We start from the raw sequence: 16,835 nt of genomic DNA on the forward strand, positions 1-16,835 counted from the left end.
CATTTCAAATGGTTCGATGTCTGCCCGGATGCGACACTGAAGTAAGTGTCCATCCTCGCAGTATCCGGTTCTCAAGGTGCACGCCTAGCGGCTGATCCGGTCCGACCGGGCCGCGCGGCAAGGAGATATATTGCCAGACCGCGAAGCCTTGTGGGACGTCAATTCCGCTCTTCACAAGTCCTACACAACATATCGCTTTCTATAGGTAATAGAAAGACTGGCGCGGATCTTCCGCACATATCAGATGATGACCCTTTGGTTCAGGAATATATAGAGATCGGTCACCTGTAAGTGTTTATCTACCCGCGCTTTTAGCAATGTAAACCGCACTTCAGATAAAAAGAGGGAGCGCCGCGCACAACGCGACACTCCCCTAGCGATTCAACAGAATCTATTAGGCCTCGAGAGCCTTCTTGGCAATGGCAGCCAGCTCGTTGAAGGACTCGATGTCCTCGTAAGCCATCTGAGCCAGGACCTTGCGGTCGAGCTCGATGCCGGCAACCTTCAGGCCGTGCATGAACTGAGAGTAAGAGATGTCGTTCAGGCGAGCAGCAGCGTTGATACGGGTGATCCAGAGAGAACGGATCTCGCGCTTCTTGTTGCGGCGATCACGATACTGATACTGCAGGGAGTGCTGGACCTGCTCTTTAGCATGCTTGTAAGTACGCGAAGCGGCACCGTAGTAACCCTTCGCACGGTGCATAACGGTACGGCGCTTCTTCTTGGCGGCAACAGCGCGCTTAATACGTGCCATGTTCTATCAACTCCTAGACGGTAAAACGAAAAACGGGAACGCGAACTTAGGCGAGACGCGACTTGATGACCTTGCGGTCGGCAGCGGCGATCTCGGTCTCCTGACGGAAGCCACGCTTACGCTTGGTGGACTTCTTGCTCAGGATGTGGCTCTTGAAAGCCTTGGCGCGCATAAGCTTGCCGGTACCAGTCTTGCGGAAACGCTTCTTGGTGCCGCTGTGGGACTTCATCTTAGGCATGAAATACTCCTTAATCGGTTACAGAACACTAGTTACTTGCTATCGCTTGCCGCTTTATCCTCATCGAAGGCGCCCTTAATCGGGGCGAGCAGCATAAGCATGTTACGGCCTTCCATCTTAGGCTTGGACTCGACCGTAGCGTAAGGCTTGAGATCCTCGGCGAGACGCTCGAGAACGTTAAGGCCCTGCTCCGGGTGAGCCATCTCACGGCCGCGGAACATGATGGTGATCTTAACGCGTGCGCCCTTCTTGAGGAAACGCAGAACGTGGCCCTTCTTGGTCTCGTAGTCGCCAACGTCGATCTTGGGTCGGAACTTCATTTCCTTGACCTCGACCTTGGACTGGTTCTTACGAGCAGCCTTGGCCTTCATGGCCTGCTGGTACTTGAACTTACCGTAGTCCATGACCTTGCAGACCGGCGGCTCCGCGTTGGGAGCGATCTCGACCAGGTCGAGACCCTGATCGTCGGCGACGCGCTGGGCATCGCGGATGGCGAACAGGCCGAGCTGAGAGCCATCGACGCCAATCAAACGACACGAAGATGCAGTGATCTCGTCGTTGATGCGGGTGTCATCAGACTTAGCTATTTTCCCTACCTCCATTCATAAAAAAATAACCCGGCGCTTCTCAGCAACCAGGTCGTACACATAGACTTCCTCGATTTGAGGAAGGGAATCTAAGTTGTATGACCAGTCAGCTGCTCATTGGCGCCAAAAGGTGGGAACCCTCAGGTTCCTCTTTAGGGCATTGCGGGAACAACGCCTTGCGAATAATAACACGTACAGCGCGTTATCACATTACGTACACGAAAAAGGGACCTTGACCCCCTTGAACACTCGCTTGCATGTATGGTGCTCGAGACGAGACTCGAAGGGCCTTCGCTTCGCGAAGGCCCGGGCTTCGGGCGCGTGGCGCCCTCGCCACGCTCCGCTACAAACAGGCCACAGGCCTGTTTGCTTAACGCTTCGCGCGCTCACGCGAGTTCGGCACGAAAAAGGGGGCCACAACCCCCTTGAACGCTCGCTTGCATGAATGGTGCCCGAGGCGAGACTCGAACTCGCACGTTGTTGCCAACGGTGGATTTTGAGTCCACTGCGTCTGCCAATTCCGCCACTCGGGCACGCAATGCGTGAGTTAGTTTATCACAGCTTTCTACCGATTAGTCCGAAAATGGAACTTCGAGCATTTCGATGAGTTCGACCGTGCGGAGCATCTCGCGCCAACGGCATCCGCGACCGTCGACCGAAGCCTCACCCATCTGGTTATCGTAAGGGTCCTCGCGCATGCCGTCGAAAGAGGGCTCAAACTCTGCCTGGAATCGATTGTTGGCCACCATACGCCACGGGTCGAGATTGCCAAAGTAGTGACGGCGGCGCCACTCCTCCCCCATCCTGCGAGCAGAAGATCCAAATGACACGTCGGCGTTGAGCCAACCGGTCTGCGGCGTATAGAACTCTGCCCAGTCGTGCGACCCCACCGAATCGGGCGCAACATACAGGCCGCTCTGCCAACGGGCAGGCACGCCCGCGATACGGCACATGGTGATAAACGTGAGCGCCATAACGCCGCAATCGCCGCGGAGCGAATGCGCGCAGTCATCGGCAATAGATCCCAAAAGCAAGTACGGCGGCTGATAGCGATAGTCGATATGCTGCGTCAGGTAATCATAGATAGCACGGGCGCGATCGAGCGGATCCTCGAGTCCGTCAACAACACTGGCCGTCAGCTGCTGCAGATACGGCGTAAATGCAATGTGCGGACGGTCCTCGGAAATATCCTCGGGCAGAGGCGCGTCCATACGCGGGTGAACCGGAAGTGTGCCACCGTAGACATCACAATAAGCAGCATCGATGTGATAACGATAGGTCACCGAAAATAAGTGCTCGCTCGAGGAAGACCACGAGGCGGTACGCGCCGAAGCATTCGCGGGAGCAACAGCGCCCTCCGGCGTCATGTCGAGAATCTCGACCCGAGACTGCTGACGGCAGGCAGCCGCGACGGGAAGCCAAGCGCAAACGGTCTCCCCTTCCAGAGCGCCGGGGACAGACACGGACGCTTTAAGCGTAATGACGCGAGCCAATCCGTTTTGCGACTCCATCTCCTTGAGCATCTCGTTGCGCAGTGCTACTCCGTCCGTAGAATCGGGCCGCATGCCGGGAACCTCTTTGGGATATACGCGAAGCGAATCGAGGAAGTTGTCGAGAACGAACAGCTCGCCATCGATAAAGCGCCAGTCAATACGCTTACGGTCAATCAGATCGTCAAACTGCTCCTCGGTAAACTCAGGCCACTCCTCGCAAATCATCGCAATGGCCCGATCACGCGACACCGAAAAATGAAGCGGCGTCTCGAGCATGCGATACCGCTCTGCACGAACACAAGCAGCCAGCGAAGGCTCAGGGTTCTGCTCCAAAAGGCGATCGCAGGCAGCAACAGCCTGCGTCAAATACCCGGCATCCTTAAGACGAAGAATCTCGGGCGGCAGTCCAACATCGAGATGACGAAAGTCATCACAGCAAACATCAACAGAGCAACCAACAGGCCCCTCGTCAATAACCTTCCCATCCGAAGGCAGCACATTAATAACAGCCATACCAAACTCCAAGTCATTAGAACCCTTGAAGCACATTGTAGCGAGATAAAAAGAAAGCCCCAACAAGGGAGCCATCAACACTGCTGAACGGTAGTCAAATAAATAATTCAGCCTCGTAACCCTGCGGCGTTAAACGAAGGAAGCCCCGTCCCCCGGAGCTGTTTTCTTGGCGCGACTTCTGGCAAAGCCAGGTGAGCGCAAAGGAAACAGTGTAGGGGGACGGGGCTTCCGGCGGGAAGTTTAGCGACGCTTACGCCTTGTTGACGGAGCCAAACTCCTCCATGAGCTCCTTGGTGCGGGCAACGATGTTGTCGCGACCAGGCTTGAGGAGCTTGCGGGGGTCAAAGCCCTTGCCCTGCTGATCCTTGCCAGCCTCGATGTACTCGCGGACGCCCTTGGCGAAGACGAGCTGCAGGTCGGTGTTGACGTTGATCTTGGAGATGCCCAGGGAGATGGCCTTCTTGATCTGATCCTCGGGGATGCCGGTGCCACCGTGCAGAACGAGGGGCAGGTCACCGGTCTGGGCCTTAATCTCGCCCAGACGCTCGAAGGAAAGACCAGCCCAGTCGGCGGGGTACACGCCGTGGATGTTGCCGATGCCGCAGGCGAGGAAGTCGACACCCAGGTCAGCGATCTGCTTGCACTCAGCAGGATCAGCGAGCTCGCCGCTGGAGGTCACGCCGTCCTCGGTGCCGCCGATGCCGCCGACCTCGGCCTCGATGGACATGCCCTTGGAGTGGGCAAGCTCAACGAGCTCCTTGGTGCGGTCGAGGTTAAGCTGGAAGGTCTCCTCGTGAGAGCCGTCATACATGATGGACGTGAAGCCGGCCTCGATGCACTTGAAGCAGTCCTCGTAAGAACCGTGATCGAGGTGAAGGGCGACGGGAACGGTAACGCCCGTGGCCTCGACGGCAGCCTTGACCATGTCGGCGCAGACCTTGAAACCGCCCATCCACTTAGCGGCACCAGCGGTGCACTGAAGGATCAGCGGAGACTTGGCCTCCTCGGCGGCCTGGAGAATAGCCAGGGTCCACTCGAGGTTGTTGGTGTTGAAGGCACCAAGACCGTACTTGCCGGCCTCGGCCTTCTTGAGCATGTCTGCTGCGTTGACGAGCATAAAAGAAACCTCCTGTAAGGTTGCTCCGATAACGCCTGAGATTTTACCACGGCGCACCCGAGCATAAACGTTCGTTTGTTCACGAATATCGTCCAAACAGACTTTTTTGACCGTTTGCCCTACGAAATCGACCCGTTGGGGAAAAATAGCTTGACGTTTGGACGCTTCTCGTGCTTCAAAAGCCGACTAGTAAGCTAAATCTGCATGAAAGGGTTCTGCATGAGCTCGCGTGCCATGGTGGTCGAATCGCCATGACCGGTTAGGCAAACGGTATCGGGCGGGAGAAGCCGGGCGAGCTTGGAGAGCGAGCGCAGAATCGCCGCCTCGTCTCCTCCAGAAAGATCGGTGCGGCCGTGCCCACCCGGAAACATGGTGTCGCCCACAAAGGCAATGTTCCCCTGCTCGGTGGCGGCAAACAAGACGATCCCGCCCGGCGTATGCCCTGGCGTCTCGATCACCTGCAGGTAGATATCGCCCACCTTGATAGCATCTCCCTCGGCGAGCAGGTGCGTCGGCTCCCCGGGGTCAGGCGTCTCAATGCCCCACATAGCTCGCTGTTCCTCGATGTTCGCATGCGGCACCGCCACATCCTTAGCACACAGCTCATACTGGCAGCCCTCGCCAACGGTGGTTCGCACGCCTGCAACACCACCAACATGATCGGCATGGCCATGAGTGCATACGGCGCCAAACACGCGTACGCCGGGATGCTCGGCTCGAATATGCTCCACCAGGCGTTCGCCTTCCCATGCGGGATCGATAATCACGCACTCATTGTCCGAAATAACAGCATAGCTATTGGTCTGAATGGGACCGTTTACGAGCGTCTCGATCTCGACCGATCCCTTGGGAGTTAAATCCAAGGACACAGCGCTCATGTCCCTCTCCTCTCTATAGAACTCGAGGCATCAAACGATGCCTCGAGTGTAGCGAATATCGATAATGCGACACGTTCGTCGCGACTAAACGCGGCGCTTAAGCTGGGCTCCACCCTCACCGGGCATCAGGCGGCGCGCGTCGTAGACCGAGTCAACGCTGCTGATGGAGGCCAGCAGCGGATCCAGACCACTCGCGTCCGAGATCTCGACCATAAAGCGCAGGGTTGCAATACCCTCGCGGTTGGTCGACGTGGCGGCAGAAAGGATATTGCCGCCCGCATCGCCAATGGCAATGGTGACATCCTTGAGCAGGCCCATGCGGTCCAGGCACTCGACCACGATCTCGACCTGGAAGAGGGTGTCGGCAGCGCCGTCCCACTCCACTTCGATCATGCGCTCGGGATGCTCCATAAGACCCTTGACGTTGGGACAGTTGGCGCGATGCACCGAAACGCCACGACCGCGCGTGATGAAGCCGACGATGTCGTCGCCCGTCACGGGGTTGCAGCAATGAGCCAGACGGACCAGTAGGCCGCTGTTGCTCTCGCCCTTGACGATAATGCCGTTACTGGCGCTCTTGCCGCGCTTTTGCGGCTTGCGGTTGGAGCCGCGAGCAGGCTGCTTCACGACCTCGGCGATAGCCTCGGCCTTGGTGAGCTGTTCCTCGGGCTTGGGGTCCAAGATTTGCTCGACCTTATTGCCCACAGCGCGCGGGGCAACCTTGCCGGCGCCGACGGCGGCAAACAGGTCCTCGAGCTGCTTGAAGTTAAACTGCTCCGCCACGGCGTTGAGCGCACGCGTCGAACGCGGCGTAGAAATGCCATAGCCACGCTTACGCAGGTCCTTAGCCAGCATATCGCGACCAGCAGCAGCGTCGTCGTCCTTGGTCGCAGCGGCAAAATAGCGGCGGATCTTTGACTTGGCGGAAGGTGTCTTAACGATCTTGAGCCAATCACGCGACGGCTTGGAACTCTTGTTAGTCAGAATCTCGACACGGTCACCCGTCTTAATCTCGTGCGTGAGCGGAGCCACCGCACCGTTGATTTTGGCGCCGACGCAATGGTTTCCCACCTCGGTGTGAACGGCGTAGGCAAAGTCGAGCGGCGTGGAGCCGGCACGAAGCGCCATGACCTCGCCCTTGGGCGTAAAGACAAAGATCTCCTGATCGAAGAGGTCGACCTTCAGCGAATGCAGGTATTCCTTGGCATCGGTGATCTCGTCGGAAGCCGCCCAATCGAGCGAATGCTTGAGCCAGTTGATCTGGTCGTCCAAACGTTGAGCGTCGTTGGTCTTGGAAGCAGACGATCCGCCCGACTTCTTATATAGCCAGTGGGCGGCAATGCCGTACTCGGCCTGCTCATGCATCTCATAGGTTCGAATCTGAATCTCGAGCGGGCGGGCCGTGGGGCCGATAACCGTCGTATGGAGCGACTGGTAGTTATTGACCTTGGGCATGGCGATATAATCTTTAAAGCGACCGGGCATGGGGTGCCACAGCGTATGCACCGCGCCGAGCGTGGAGTAGCAATCGCGCACCGAATGCGTGATGACGCGCAGTGCCACCAGGTCGTAGATCTCGGAGAATTCCTTGCCCTTGCGCTTCATCTTTTGGTAGATGGACCAATAGTGCTTGGAACGGCCGTTGATCTGGAAGTCCTCTAGACCAATGCGGTTGAGCTCATCGGTAAGCGTCTTGATGGTCTCGGCAAGGTAGCGCTCGCGGACCTCGCGCGACTCAGCCACCATGCGCGCGATGCGCTGGTAGGCATCGGGCTCCAGGTAGAAGAAGGACAGGTCCTCGAGTTCCCACTTAATAGAGCTCATGCCCAGGCGGTCGGCCAAGGGCGCGTACACGTCCATGGTCTCGCGCGCCTTAAACAGGCGACGATCCTCGCGCAGGGCTGCCAGCGTTCGCATGTTGTGCAGACGGTCGGCAAGCTTAACGATGATGACGCGGATGTCCTTGGACATGGCGAGGAACATCTTGCGCAGCGTGAGGGCCTGTTTCTCGTCCATGCTGTCGACTTCGATGTTGGTGAGCTTGGTCACGCCATCGACGAGCTCGGCCACCGTATCGCCAAACAGGTCGGAAACATCGGCAAGCGAGGTCTCGGTATCCTCGACGGTATCGTGCAGCAGCGCGGCGCACACCACGTCACAGTCCATCTTGAGATCGGCCAAAATGATGGCCACCTCGACGGGATGGTTGATGTACATCTCACCCGAGCGGCGCTTTTGGTTGCAGTGCTTCTCGGCGGCAAAGCAGTAGGCTTGCTCCACCTTGGAGAAGTCGTCCTCATTCATATATTTGAGGCACAGGCGCTCCAACTTGTCGTAGCTGTCCGCCATAATCTCGGGCGGCAGCTCATCGGCATGCTTATAGTGCTCCATCTCCGAGAACGGTTGGAGGGTGGAATCATGGGCGGTACGGGCTGCGGCATCCATCGAGGTCCCCTTCCCCTAGGCCCGCGGTACGATCGGGCGGTTAACTTTGGCTAGCATATCAGAAGCGCACGAGTCGAGCGCCCAGCTCCGGAAAGCCGAAAACTCCATGCGCGAGCGCAAGCCCTCCAAATAGCGAATTGACCTGCTCAATTGCACGCGGCCGGGGTTTTCGGCCATCGCGATGCGACGGGTGTCGTCAAACCCCGAAACGCGACAGAAACCAAGCTCTTCGAAGATTCCCAGGCCACTTTCCACCGAGCGCTCGTCGACCGGCGTGCGAGCATCGATGGCAAGGCACATCTGCGCGATGTCGATATCGCTTGCGCAGAATGAATCATCCCCGGTCTTACCGCGGTTGGAGCGCCACATGGTCTGCAGCGCACGATAGAGTGTGACGAGTTCGTCGCGCTCGGGTGCGTAGCAGTCGAGCAGGCGCTCGTTGATGCGGGCGTCGCGCGACGAATAGAGCAGGTGGATCACGGCGGGCTGTCCGTCACGACCGGCACGCCCGCTCATCTGGTTGAACTCAATGGCGCCAAACGGCATGTGGTACAGCACGACATGGCGGATATCGGGCAGATTGACACCCTCGCCAAAGGCGGAGGTCGAAACGATGCAGCTGAGGCTTCCGTCTCGGAATGCTTCCTCCACGCGGCGGCGATCGGAGCGCGCAAGCCCCGCGTTATAGAACGCGATATGGGTTGCGCAATCGGGCACACGCTTGCGCAACGTCTTGGCGAGCGCCACGGACTGGTCGCGCGAATTGACGTAAATGACGGTCTTCTCCCCCGTCGCCACGATCGACACCAAACGGTTCTCGCGGCTCGCAAGGTCGCGGTCGTCCTCGAGCTGCAGGTTCTCGCGCACCGTCTCGTCGACCACCGTGCGAGTAATCGGCAACACGCGGGCAAGCTCCGCCACGACCGGAGCCGTCGCGGTGGCCGTCGCCGCCATAACGACCGGATCGCCCAGGGCCTTGAGGATATCGGGCATGTCGAGGTATGCGCTACGGTCGCCGCCCTTGGCAAGACCGGCATGATGCGCCTCGTCGATAACGACAAACCCGATACGACCCGAGCGAGCAAAGCGGTCGCGGTGAATAGACAGGAACTCAGGCGTCGTGAGCACGATGCCGGTGCGGCCCGAAGCCAAGCCGGCAAACACGTCATCGCGCGCCGCCTCCACGGTCTCGCCGGTCAGCACGCCTACGCCAATGCCGAGCGCAGCCATCGTCGACGAGAGGTGATAGGCCTGGTCGGCAACGAGCGCACGCAGCGGATAGACAAAGATACTCGCACGCCCGCGAAGGACCGCCTCGCGCGCGGCGTGCACATGGAAGATAAGAGACTTTCCGCGCCCCGTTCCCATAACGGCCAGAACACTTTGGTGATCGGCCAGGGCATCGAGCGCTTCGACCTGCGCGCGGTGCGGCTGGTTCGAGCCGATAAAGCTATGGATAAGCGAGCGCGTGAGCTCGGTATAAGAAAGTTGGGCGAGCGTTTGGCGCTTTCGGGACTCCAGGCGCAGGCCGGAATCCGCCGGCTGCACGCCACGACGAAGCTCGCATGCCGGATCGTCGACGCTGGGCAGCGTGGTATCGCGGACCAGAACATCCTTGATCATGAGCTTGGGCTTTACGCGACCTTGCCAATGCTCGGCCACGGCCTCGAACACCAAGTCGACGGCGCTATCACAATTGATGAGCTTATCGATCTGCGGCACGCGGAACATAATGGCCGGCACACTCGCGGCGCCATCGGTCGCCACGAAGCGCATGTGCTCGCCGGTTTTGCCCACCACGGCGCGATCGCACATTGTCACGCCCTCGGCCGCCAACAGCGGCACCTTGTTGCCCTGGCCAAACGGCTCAAGACGGGAGATCTGCTCGATGGTCTCAATATTCAGCTCGGAAAGGTCGACGGTGGCGGCGACCTCGTCGGTGTCTTCAAAGTCCTCGGCGGGAAGCTCCGATAGCACGGCGGAAAGGCGGCGGCGGAACTCATCGAGCTTGGATGCCTCGATGGTCACACCCACCGCACCGGCATGTCCGCCGCGACGAATCAGCAGGTCGGAACAGCGCTCGACGGCGTCAAACAGGTTAACTTTGCCCACCGAGCGGCCCGATCCGCGTGCAACGCCGTCCTCGATCGAGAAGAGCAGCGCCGGCACGTGATAGCGATTGGTCAGGCGGCTCGCCACGATGCCCTTGACGCCCTCGTGCCAGCCCTCGCCACCCACGACGATTGCGCGTCCGCCGTCATAGGTCTTCTCGACCTTTGCCATGGCATCGCGCGTGAGCTCCGCCTCGATCTCACGGCGCTGGCGGTTGATTTCCTCGAGCTCAGCCGCCAGCGCGCTTGCTTCGATGGGATCGCGGGCAAGCAGCAGGTCGAGCGCCAGCTTGGGATCGGCCATGCGACCGGCAGCGTTTAAGCGGGGAATGAGCGAGAACGATAGGCCATCCGCCGTAATGCTCGAAAGGTCCGCCTTGGCGAGCGCGGCAAGCGCGATATAGCCGGGACGAGCGGTTACGCGCATCTGCTGGATGCCCTCGGCAACCAGCGCGCGGTTCTCGGGCGTGAGCGGCATCATGTCGGACACGGTGCCCAGCGCCGCGACCTCGATTAGCGAACGCCAATACGACGGCTTGCCCAAGCGCTCACCCAGGACTTGCACCAGCTTGAGCGCCACACCAGCACCGGCAAGTTCACGCGAGGGTCCCTCATCCTCGAGCTTGGGGTCGGTCAGGGGCACGCCCTGCGGCACCTGGTCGGAGGGCTCGTGATGGTCCGTAACCACCAGATCGATTCCCAGGCTCTCCAGATAGGAAACCTCTTCCTTGGCGGCAATGCCGTTATCGACGGTCACGATCAACTGGGGGCGAGCGAGCTCGTTGACGCGGTCGAGCGCTGCACGCGAAAGACCGTAGCCCTCGTCAAAGCGATGCGGGATAAACGGCGTGACGTTGGCGCCAAACGAACGTAGCGCCTCGGTCAACAGACAAGTCGACGTAATGCCGTCGACGTCAAAATCGCCAAAGACGGCGATGCGCTCGTGGCTGCGAATAGCACGCTCAACACGGTCAGCGACGACCGCCATGCCCGGAATAACGAGCGGATTCGCCCAGTCGCGATCGAGCGAAGGCGTCAAAAACAGCTGGCCTTCCTCGATGGATGTAATGCCGTGCGCAACCATAATGCGCGCCACCAGCCCGGGTATGCCCAGGCCAGCCGAAAGCTCCTTTTCGAGCTCGGGGTTTTGCCGAGCGACCGCCCAGCGATGCGTCGTCTTAAGCGATGACATAGGCGCCCACCCCCGATAGGGGCAGGTCGCCGCGATACCTCTCACGGTTCATAGCGATGAGTCCTCTGTGTATACCCGCTTCGGCAGGCAGATCTGTTGAACGGATTTATTATACCGTGCAGCGCGGACGCACAACGTCCAGCACGCCGCGGTTTCGATAAACGAGGGCGGTAATACCCTCGAAATAATCGAGCGTTTCTAACGCACGGACGCATGCAAGCGTCTAGCATATCCATTCAAAACGGATTCACGAGCAAAGGGAGTCACAAGAGCATATGAAGAAATGGGTTGGACTGGGCAAGTTTCTCGCGGGGCACATGCAGGTCATCGTTCCGATTTGCGTGACGCTCGGCGTGCTCTTTCCCCAGCAGATCGGCGTGCTCAAGCCCATCGTTCCCGCCTTGTTTGCCTTTATGACGTTTCAGGGTGCGCTCAGCAACACCTTTCACCAGGTGGCCGAGGTGTTCCGCCGTCCCCTACATTTGATTTTGGCGTTATTTGTCTCGGCCGTGCTCATCCCCATCGCGGCGTATGCCATGGGCTCACTGTTCTTTGGTTCCAACCCAAACCTTGTCTGCGGCATCGTGCTCGAGTACAGCGTACCCGTGGCAGTCACCGCCTTTATGTGGATCAGCATGTTCGGCGGCAACGGCCCGCTCGCGCTCACCATCATCCTGACGTCCTCGGTCATCTCGCCCGTCACGATTCCGCTCACGCTGAAGCTCCTGCTGGGTGCCACCGTTGCAATCGATGTTACGGGCATGATGCAGAACATGGCCTTTATGATCGCCATCCCCGCCGTGCTCGGCATCGTGATCAACGAGTTCACGCGCGGATGGGGACACGAGAAACTCTCCCCCGCGCTTTCGCCCGCCTGCAAGTTTATGATGATGGGTGTCATCGCCTCCAACTCCACCGCCATGAGCGAGTACGTGCTACACATGAATGCGGTGCGCCTGGAAGTCGCCCTCTTTATTTTGACCTTCGCCATCAGCGGCTTTGTCGTCGGCATTCTGGTCGCCCGCGCGTTGCACCTGCCGTATAGCGAGACGACCACCATGTGCTTTACCTGCGGCATGCGCAATATCTCTTCGGGCGCCGTCATCGCCACGCAGTATTTTCCCGGCGAGGTCGTGTTTCCCGTCATGTGCGGAACGCTGTTTCAGCAGGTGCTCGCCTCGGTTATCGGACATCTCTTTGAGCGACTGACCGGCGAGGAGCGCGCCGCCCAGCGCAAGCGCGTCGAGGCCGGCCGCGACGCCATGGGACGCTAGACTGTCCGCATTACGCGGGTGATAGTCTTGCTATACGAGCGTTTCCAGATGCGCACGCAGGCGCTCTGCATCGATATCGAGCGTGGTCTCGGCATTGACCTGGGCCAAACGATAACCGACAAAGTAGGGCGAAACCACCCAACGCGGCAACACCTTGGCAATGGTCCGGCCGTCCATGTGGTAGAAGAACAAGTTGTACGACTCCGCGCGGCCGCCGTGGTGCTCGTGCAGGATATAGTGCAGGGCCACCTGAATCGCATCGGCAAACAGGTCCGCTTCGGCTTGGTCGCGGGCGTCGTCGCTGGCGGCGATTCCCTGTGGAGCCGAGACGTTGACCTCAAAGAATCCCATAATCGGTTCGGTTGAGATGTTGACCGAGATTCTCCCCTGCTGCCAGACAGCGATGCCTTCAAAGTTGGCTAAGGTCAGCGCCGCATAGCCGTCCTCCTGTTCCAAGCCCACAATCTGCATGTGTGGATGGACGAGGCTGCCGCCCGAAAGCGGACCTTTGTTCTTATACATGAGTACACTGCGGTACTGCTGGGAATCGATCATCTGCTGCCAACAGCCCAGAGCAAACCGCATCACATGGTGGAGTTCATCCGGCTCATAGGTCACCAAGTCGGCATCGTGATCTGCCGATTCAATCAACACGGTTTGACGGGTGGCGCGCAAGGTCTTGAACCTATATCTCGAGCCAGATGCAGTCACCATCGCGCTGGATGATGTTGGCGAGCCCCTCCGTGTCACAAAAGGGGCACGCGGTGCCAGGGCGACGATTATCGTCGGGCTTACCGCTCGCCTGCTGGACGTCAAATACCAGCGCCACGGGTTATACCTCCAGCGGCACGATCTTGGTGCCATGGAGTTCGGAGACGCCCAGTGCCGCCGCCACGGTATCGCGATTGGCCGTGGAAATGCCGCCACCGGGAAGAATGGTCAGGCGGTCGCCCGCATACTCGACAAGACGCGACAGGTGCTCCAGGTTGTCCTCGATCGGCGTTCCGGCAGCACCACCATGCGTCAGGATGCGCGTGATGCCGCAGTCGGCGAGTGTGTCAATGGCATCGAGCTGAGCCTCGAGCGAGAGCTGGTCAAAGGCCATGTGGAAGGTGATATCGATGGCCCCGCGCTTGCACTCCTCGGTCGCGCAGCCCGTAGCCATCACGAGGGCGCCGAGGGTGAGCTCGTCGAGCGCCCAGCCGCCGGCACAGGGCTTGCAGCAGCCAAAGACCAGGCCGTCAACGCCGGCGCTCACGGCAAGACCCAAGTCCATCTCCATCATGCGCAGCTCGTCCTGGTTGTAGTGAAAGTCACCGCCACGCGGGCGAATCATGCACATCACTCGCGCGTCATGCTCGTGAGCATAGCTGACCGTAGTGCTGATAACGCCGGCCGAGGGCGTGGTACCACCGACGGCAAGGTTGTCGCACAACTCGATGCGCTTAGCACCGGCATCGATAGCCGCCGGCACACGCTCAAAGCTCTCGGCACAAAACTCGTACAGCATAGATAGCCCCCAGGAGACATTTCGATTTCCACACGGCATTGTCGCACGTTAAATAGCAACCCGCACGATGGAACAAAACCTTGACAAGGAGTGTCCCAAAGTGCCGGCACATAAGGAACGTCCCCAGGTGCCACCTTGAGCGATGGGTACTCATTTAAGTACGTCCCCAATGAGTACCCGCAGGGGACAGACAGACCGGACTCCCTATACGACAACTGTTGACATCATATACTATGTGTCATATAGTAGGTGTTACACAGTATACTACGAAAGGAGGTGTGCGGATGGAGGCACAGATGAAGCGCGGCTTCCTCGAGGCCTGCGTGCTCGCGGCCGTCTCGGGCGAGGAATCCTACGGCTATCAGATCGTGAAGGACGTGCCCGCGAGTATGGGGCTCACGGAATCCACGCTCTATCCGTTGCTCAAGCGCCTGGAGAAGGCGGGCTGCATCACCGCGCGCTCCGCCGAGCACAACGGGCGGCTGCGGAGGTACTACCGCATCACGGACGCCGGGCGCGAGCGTATCGCCGAGTTCCTCGCCGAATGGCCATCCGTGCAGGAGATCTACCGTTACGTGGAGGGGGCGCACCATGACGCGCGATGAGTTCTTGAACCGGCTGGGCGAGCTTCTGGCCTGCCTGCCGGCAGATCAGGTAAAGGAAACGCAGGAGTTCTACGCGGAGGCCATCGCCGACCGTATGGAGGACGGCATGACGGAGGCCGAGGCTGTGGCCGCCATGGGCACGCCCGGTGAGGTCGCCGAGGCAACGCTCGACGAACTGCCCGCCGTGCCGCGCGCGATCGCGAGGACCAAGCGCAAGAGCACGGCACTTCTATGGGCGCTCGCCATCGTGGGCTCTCCGGTATGGATTCCGCTGCTGCTCGCGTTCGTCGCCGTTGCCGCTGCAGTCTACATCTGTATTTGGGTTCTTGCGCTCTGCGTGTGGATCGTGGCCGCGGCATTCGGGGGCGCGGGCCTGGTAGGGCTCCTGTTCGCCGTGGACGGCATCATTATCGGGCATGTTCCGTACGTTTTGGCCTCGATGGGAATGGGATTCGCTTCCATCGGTGTGGCGCTCCTCACGGGAGCCGGCGCCTGGACGGCGTCCAAGCAGATCGCGCGCCTCTCTGCCCTTTGGGCGAAGAAAGCCGTTTCGCCCTTCTGGAAAGATCGAGGCAATAAGAGCCGCATGGGCGCCGAAGCGGCGCCGCTCACGGCATAGGAAGGAGTGCAAACATGTCCAGCGTAAAAAGGATTTACCTTGCCGTAGCGGGTGGGCTTGTTGCCACGGGGCTCGTCCTGGCTGCTATCGGATTTGTGGCCTCCGGCTTTAACCTCGCTGTGCTCAACACGCAGATCGACCTGCGCGATGACACCATCATTCTGGGTGGTGTTGAAATAGACGACCCGACAGGGCTTCCACTCATCGAGCAGCTTGCCGAGGTCGGCGAGATCCATATTGGATCTGCAACGACTGGTTCGTCTTCTCCTCGCAAATGATCGAGCTCGTAGCAGCCGTCCCCCCCTTCGGGCGCACCACGACGGGCATGAGCACGCCGCGCTCGGAGCCTTTTTGCGAGACCTTCCGTCACGCTCTTCCTGCGTGGTGAACCGGTCATCGACCGACGAGAGGCTGATGGGAATCTCTCGACTTCGGGCCAATCCCGCTCACCGATCTGGTCTTCCTTCGTGATGCGCACATAAGCGAGCAGACACCGCGCAGTGCTTCAGCGCGGCCGCACTTCCACGTCTATGACGGAGGTGCCCGGCGGCGTCTTGGCAATCCCCTTGTTTGCAGGCGTTAGCGCGTGGGGATCGCCCACTCGGGGGTCGAGGCCGCCGAGGACGGCGGCGAACCTCGCGGTGTCATTCGACATCGCGAGGTTCCCGGACCATGACCACCTGGCCTCGTACCGCGGCATAGCCCCAAGGGTGAGGAGCTTCGGCACGTCGATCAGGGCGCCCGCGCAGCGTCGGCCGGTCCGCCGTTCGGCAGAACGGCGGAAGTCCCTAGCCGCCCAGGTAAGCCTTGCGGACGTTGTCGTCGTGCAGGAGCTCTTGACCGGTGCCGGTCATGGTGATCTTGCCGGTCTCGAGCACGTAACCGCGTGTGGCGATGGAAAGTGCCATCTGCGCGTTCTGCTCGACCAGGAGCACCGTGGTGCCGGCCTTGTGCAGGTCCTCGACAATCTGGAAGATCTGCTCAATCAGAATCGGCGCCAGGCCCATGGAAGGCTCGTCGAGCATGAGCAGCTTGGGGTTGCTCATAAGGGCGCGGCCCATAACGAGCATCTGCTGCTCGCCGCCCGAAAGGGTGCCGGCGACTTGGCGACGGCGCTCCTTCAGGCGCGGGAACTGCTCGTAGACGCGCTCAAGGCCCGGAGCAACCGTGGACTTGGGCTGCGTGTAGGCGCCCATCTCCAGGTTCTCCTCGACCGTCATCTGCAAAAAGGCGCGACGGCCCTCGGGCACCTGGGCCAGGCCCTTACCAACCAGCTTATCGGCGGGCGTATGAGTAATGTCCTCGCCCATAAACTTGATGGAGCCGGTCTTGGAGCGCAGCAGGCCCGAGACGGTCTTGAGCGTTGTGGACTTGCCGGCACCGTTCGCACCGATCAGAGCCACGATCTCGCCCTCGTTGACGTTAAAGGAGATGTCCTTGATGGCGTGGATGGCGCCGTACCAGACGTTGATGTTGTAGACGGAAAGCATCGGCTCTGC

16 protein-coding genes and 1 tRNA gene are annotated in these 16,835 nt (G+C 59.9%); 4 read left to right on the forward strand and 13 right to left on the reverse strand.

What is annotated here, in order from left to right; translation table 11 throughout:
* Positions 1 to 394: 394 nt before the first annotated feature.
* The 9 genes from rplT to recJ all read right to left on the reverse strand — a co-directional run bounded on the left by rplT (position 395) and on the right by recJ (position 11,328).
* Positions 395 to 754, reverse strand: coding sequence for a 50S ribosomal protein L20 (gene rplT, locus DW151_RS00005; RefSeq protein WP_022094123.1), 360 nt, complete (start codon positions 752 to 754; stop codon positions 395 to 397).
* A 46-nt stretch (positions 755 to 800) separates the two neighbouring features.
* Complete coding sequence (rpmI, locus tag DW151_RS00010) at positions 801 to 992, reverse strand: 50S ribosomal protein L35 (protein WP_006234422.1); 192 nt, start codon at positions 990 to 992, stop codon at positions 801 to 803.
* A 32-nt stretch (positions 993 to 1,024) separates the two neighbouring features.
* Entirely contained in the window at positions 1,025 to 1,594 is a 570-nt protein-coding gene (gene infC, locus DW151_RS00015; protein ID WP_089573296.1) for a translation initiation factor IF-3, read from the reverse strand.
* Positions 1,595 to 2,025: 431 nt separating this feature from the next.
* A tRNA-Leu gene (locus tag DW151_RS00020) sits at positions 2,026 to 2,112 on the reverse strand.
* 39 nt (positions 2,113 to 2,151) lie between these two features.
* Positions 2,152 to 3,585: a transglutaminase-like domain-containing protein gene (locus tag DW151_RS00025; protein WP_118333884.1), complete on the reverse strand. Its 1,434-nt coding sequence runs from the start codon at positions 3,583 to 3,585 to the stop codon at positions 2,152 to 2,154.
* Positions 3,586 to 3,835: 250 nt separating this feature from the next.
* Complete coding sequence (gene fba / locus DW151_RS00030) at positions 3,836 to 4,702, reverse strand: class II fructose-1,6-bisphosphate aldolase (RefSeq protein WP_035137086.1); 867 nt, start codon at positions 4,700 to 4,702, stop codon at positions 3,836 to 3,838.
* A gap of 194 nt (positions 4,703 to 4,896) precedes the next feature.
* Positions 4,897 to 5,580 (reverse strand): MBL fold metallo-hydrolase, encoded by a 684-nt coding sequence (locus tag DW151_RS00035; protein ID WP_117776097.1) that lies wholly within the window; start codon positions 5,578 to 5,580, stop codon positions 4,897 to 4,899.
* Positions 5,581 to 5,664: 84 nt separating this feature from the next.
* Positions 5,665 to 8,025: a bifunctional (p)ppGpp synthetase/guanosine-3',5'-bis(diphosphate) 3'-pyrophosphohydrolase gene (locus tag DW151_RS00040; RefSeq protein ID WP_118333885.1), complete on the reverse strand. Its 2,361-nt coding sequence runs from the start codon at positions 8,023 to 8,025 to the stop codon at positions 5,665 to 5,667.
* 15 nt (positions 8,026 to 8,040) lie between these two features.
* A complete protein-coding gene (gene recJ, locus DW151_RS00045) occupies positions 8,041 to 11,328 on the reverse strand; it encodes a single-stranded-DNA-specific exonuclease RecJ (protein WP_118333887.1) in 3,288 nt (1,095 codons plus the stop codon).
* A gap of 275 nt (positions 11,329 to 11,603) precedes the next feature.
* On the opposite strand from recJ, the gene DW151_RS00050 reads away from it, so the two are divergent.
* Positions 11,604 to 12,602: a bile acid:sodium symporter family protein gene (locus DW151_RS00050; RefSeq protein ID WP_117635465.1), complete on the forward strand. Its 999-nt coding sequence runs from the start codon at positions 11,604 to 11,606 to the stop codon at positions 12,600 to 12,602.
* Between the two features lie 30 nt (positions 12,603 to 12,632).
* Here DW151_RS00050 and DW151_RS00055 read toward each other — a convergent pair whose 3' ends face one another.
* From DW151_RS00055 to DW151_RS00060, 3 genes are read right to left on the reverse strand one after another with little or no spacing between them, the layout of a single operon-like run.
* Positions 12,633 to 13,277, reverse strand: a complete 645-nt coding sequence (locus DW151_RS00055) for a DUF4931 domain-containing protein (protein WP_199579859.1) — start codon at positions 13,275 to 13,277, stop codon at positions 12,633 to 12,635.
* A 10-nt stretch (positions 13,278 to 13,287) separates the two neighbouring features.
* Complete coding sequence (locus tag DW151_RS10615; RefSeq protein WP_199579860.1) at positions 13,288 to 13,431, reverse strand: DUF4931 domain-containing protein; 144 nt, start codon at positions 13,429 to 13,431, stop codon at positions 13,288 to 13,290.
* 3 nt (positions 13,432 to 13,434) lie between these two features.
* Entirely contained in the window at positions 13,435 to 14,112 is a 678-nt protein-coding gene (locus DW151_RS00060; RefSeq protein ID WP_117799939.1) for a copper homeostasis protein CutC, read from the reverse strand.
* Between the two features lie 284 nt (positions 14,113 to 14,396).
* On the opposite strand from DW151_RS00060, the gene DW151_RS00065 reads away from it, so the two are divergent.
* From DW151_RS00065 to DW151_RS00075, 3 genes are read left to right on the forward strand one after another with little or no spacing between them, the layout of a single operon-like run.
* Positions 14,397 to 14,717 carry a PadR family transcriptional regulator gene (locus DW151_RS00065; protein WP_187362357.1) on the forward strand — a complete coding sequence of 107 codons (321 nt, stop codon included), beginning with the start codon at positions 14,397 to 14,399 and terminating at the stop codon, positions 14,715 to 14,717.
* The gene (locus tag DW151_RS00070; protein ID WP_117655177.1) at positions 14,704 to 15,336 is read left to right on the forward strand and encodes a DUF1700 domain-containing protein; all 633 of its coding nucleotides are present in this window, start codon (positions 14,704 to 14,706) and stop codon (positions 15,334 to 15,336) included. The genes DW151_RS00065 and DW151_RS00070 overlap by 14 nt, the downstream gene beginning before the upstream one ends.
* Positions 15,337 to 15,350: 14 nt before the next feature.
* On the forward strand, positions 15,351 to 15,614 hold the full coding sequence (locus DW151_RS00075) for a hypothetical protein (RefSeq protein ID WP_089573305.1): 264 nt from the start codon (positions 15,351 to 15,353) through the stop codon (positions 15,612 to 15,614).
* Positions 15,615 to 16,124: 510 nt separating this feature from the next.
* Here DW151_RS00075 and DW151_RS00085 read toward each other — a convergent pair.
* The gene (locus DW151_RS00085) at positions 16,125 to 16,826 is read right to left on the reverse strand and encodes an ABC transporter ATP-binding protein (protein WP_035137222.1); all 702 of its coding nucleotides are present in this window, start codon (positions 16,824 to 16,826) and stop codon (positions 16,125 to 16,127) included.
* Positions 16,827 to 16,835 lie beyond the last annotated feature (9 nt).

Source organism: Collinsella sp. AM13-34, assembly GCF_003473055.1.
Classification (GTDB): domain Bacteria; phylum Actinomycetota; class Coriobacteriia; order Coriobacteriales; family Coriobacteriaceae; genus Collinsella.

What these genes read in the sequence shown, in the direction of transcription:
- DW151_RS00060 (WP_117799939.1), bottom strand. Translation starts at nt 14,112, where the DNA reads ATGCTGTACGAGTTTTGTGCCGAGAGCTTTGAGCGTGTGCCGGCGGCT.
- DW151_RS00085 (WP_035137222.1), bottom strand. Translation starts at nt 16,826, where the DNA reads ATGCTTTCCGTCTACAACATCAACGTCTGGTACGGCGCCATCCACGCC.
- DW151_RS00065 (WP_187362357.1), top strand. Translation starts at nt 14,397, where the DNA reads ATGGAGGCACAGATGAAGCGCGGCTTCCTCGAGGCCTGCGTGCTCGCG.
- rpmI (WP_006234422.1), bottom strand. Translation starts at nt 992, where the DNA reads ATGCCTAAGATGAAGTCCCACAGCGGCACCAAGAAGCGTTTCCGCAAG.
- infC (WP_089573296.1), bottom strand. Translation starts at nt 1,594, where the DNA reads ATGGAGGTAGGGAAAATAGCTAAGTCTGATGACACCCGCATCAACGAC.
- DW151_RS00050 (WP_117635465.1), top strand. Translation starts at nt 11,604, where the DNA reads ATGAAGAAATGGGTTGGACTGGGCAAGTTTCTCGCGGGGCACATGCAG.
- fba (WP_035137086.1), bottom strand. Translation starts at nt 4,702, where the DNA reads ATGCTCGTCAACGCAGCAGACATGCTCAAGAAGGCCGAGGCCGGCAAG.
- DW151_RS00025 (WP_118333884.1), bottom strand. Translation starts at nt 3,585, where the DNA reads ATGGCTGTTATTAATGTGCTGCCTTCGGATGGGAAGGTTATTGACGAG.
- DW151_RS00040 (WP_118333885.1), bottom strand. Translation starts at nt 8,025, where the DNA reads ATGGATGCCGCAGCCCGTACCGCCCATGATTCCACCCTCCAACCGTTC.
- rplT (WP_022094123.1), bottom strand. Translation starts at nt 754, where the DNA reads ATGGCACGTATTAAGCGCGCTGTTGCCGCCAAGAAGAAGCGCCGTACC.
- DW151_RS00070 (WP_117655177.1), top strand. Translation starts at nt 14,704, where the DNA reads ATGACGCGCGATGAGTTCTTGAACCGGCTGGGCGAGCTTCTGGCCTGC.
- DW151_RS00035 (WP_117776097.1), bottom strand. Translation starts at nt 5,580, where the DNA reads ATGAGCGCTGTGTCCTTGGATTTAACTCCCAAGGGATCGGTCGAGATC.
- recJ (WP_118333887.1), bottom strand. Translation starts at nt 11,328, where the DNA reads ATGTCATCGCTTAAGACGACGCATCGCTGGGCGGTCGCTCGGCAAAAC.
- DW151_RS00075 (WP_089573305.1), top strand. Translation starts at nt 15,351, where the DNA reads ATGTCCAGCGTAAAAAGGATTTACCTTGCCGTAGCGGGTGGGCTTGTT.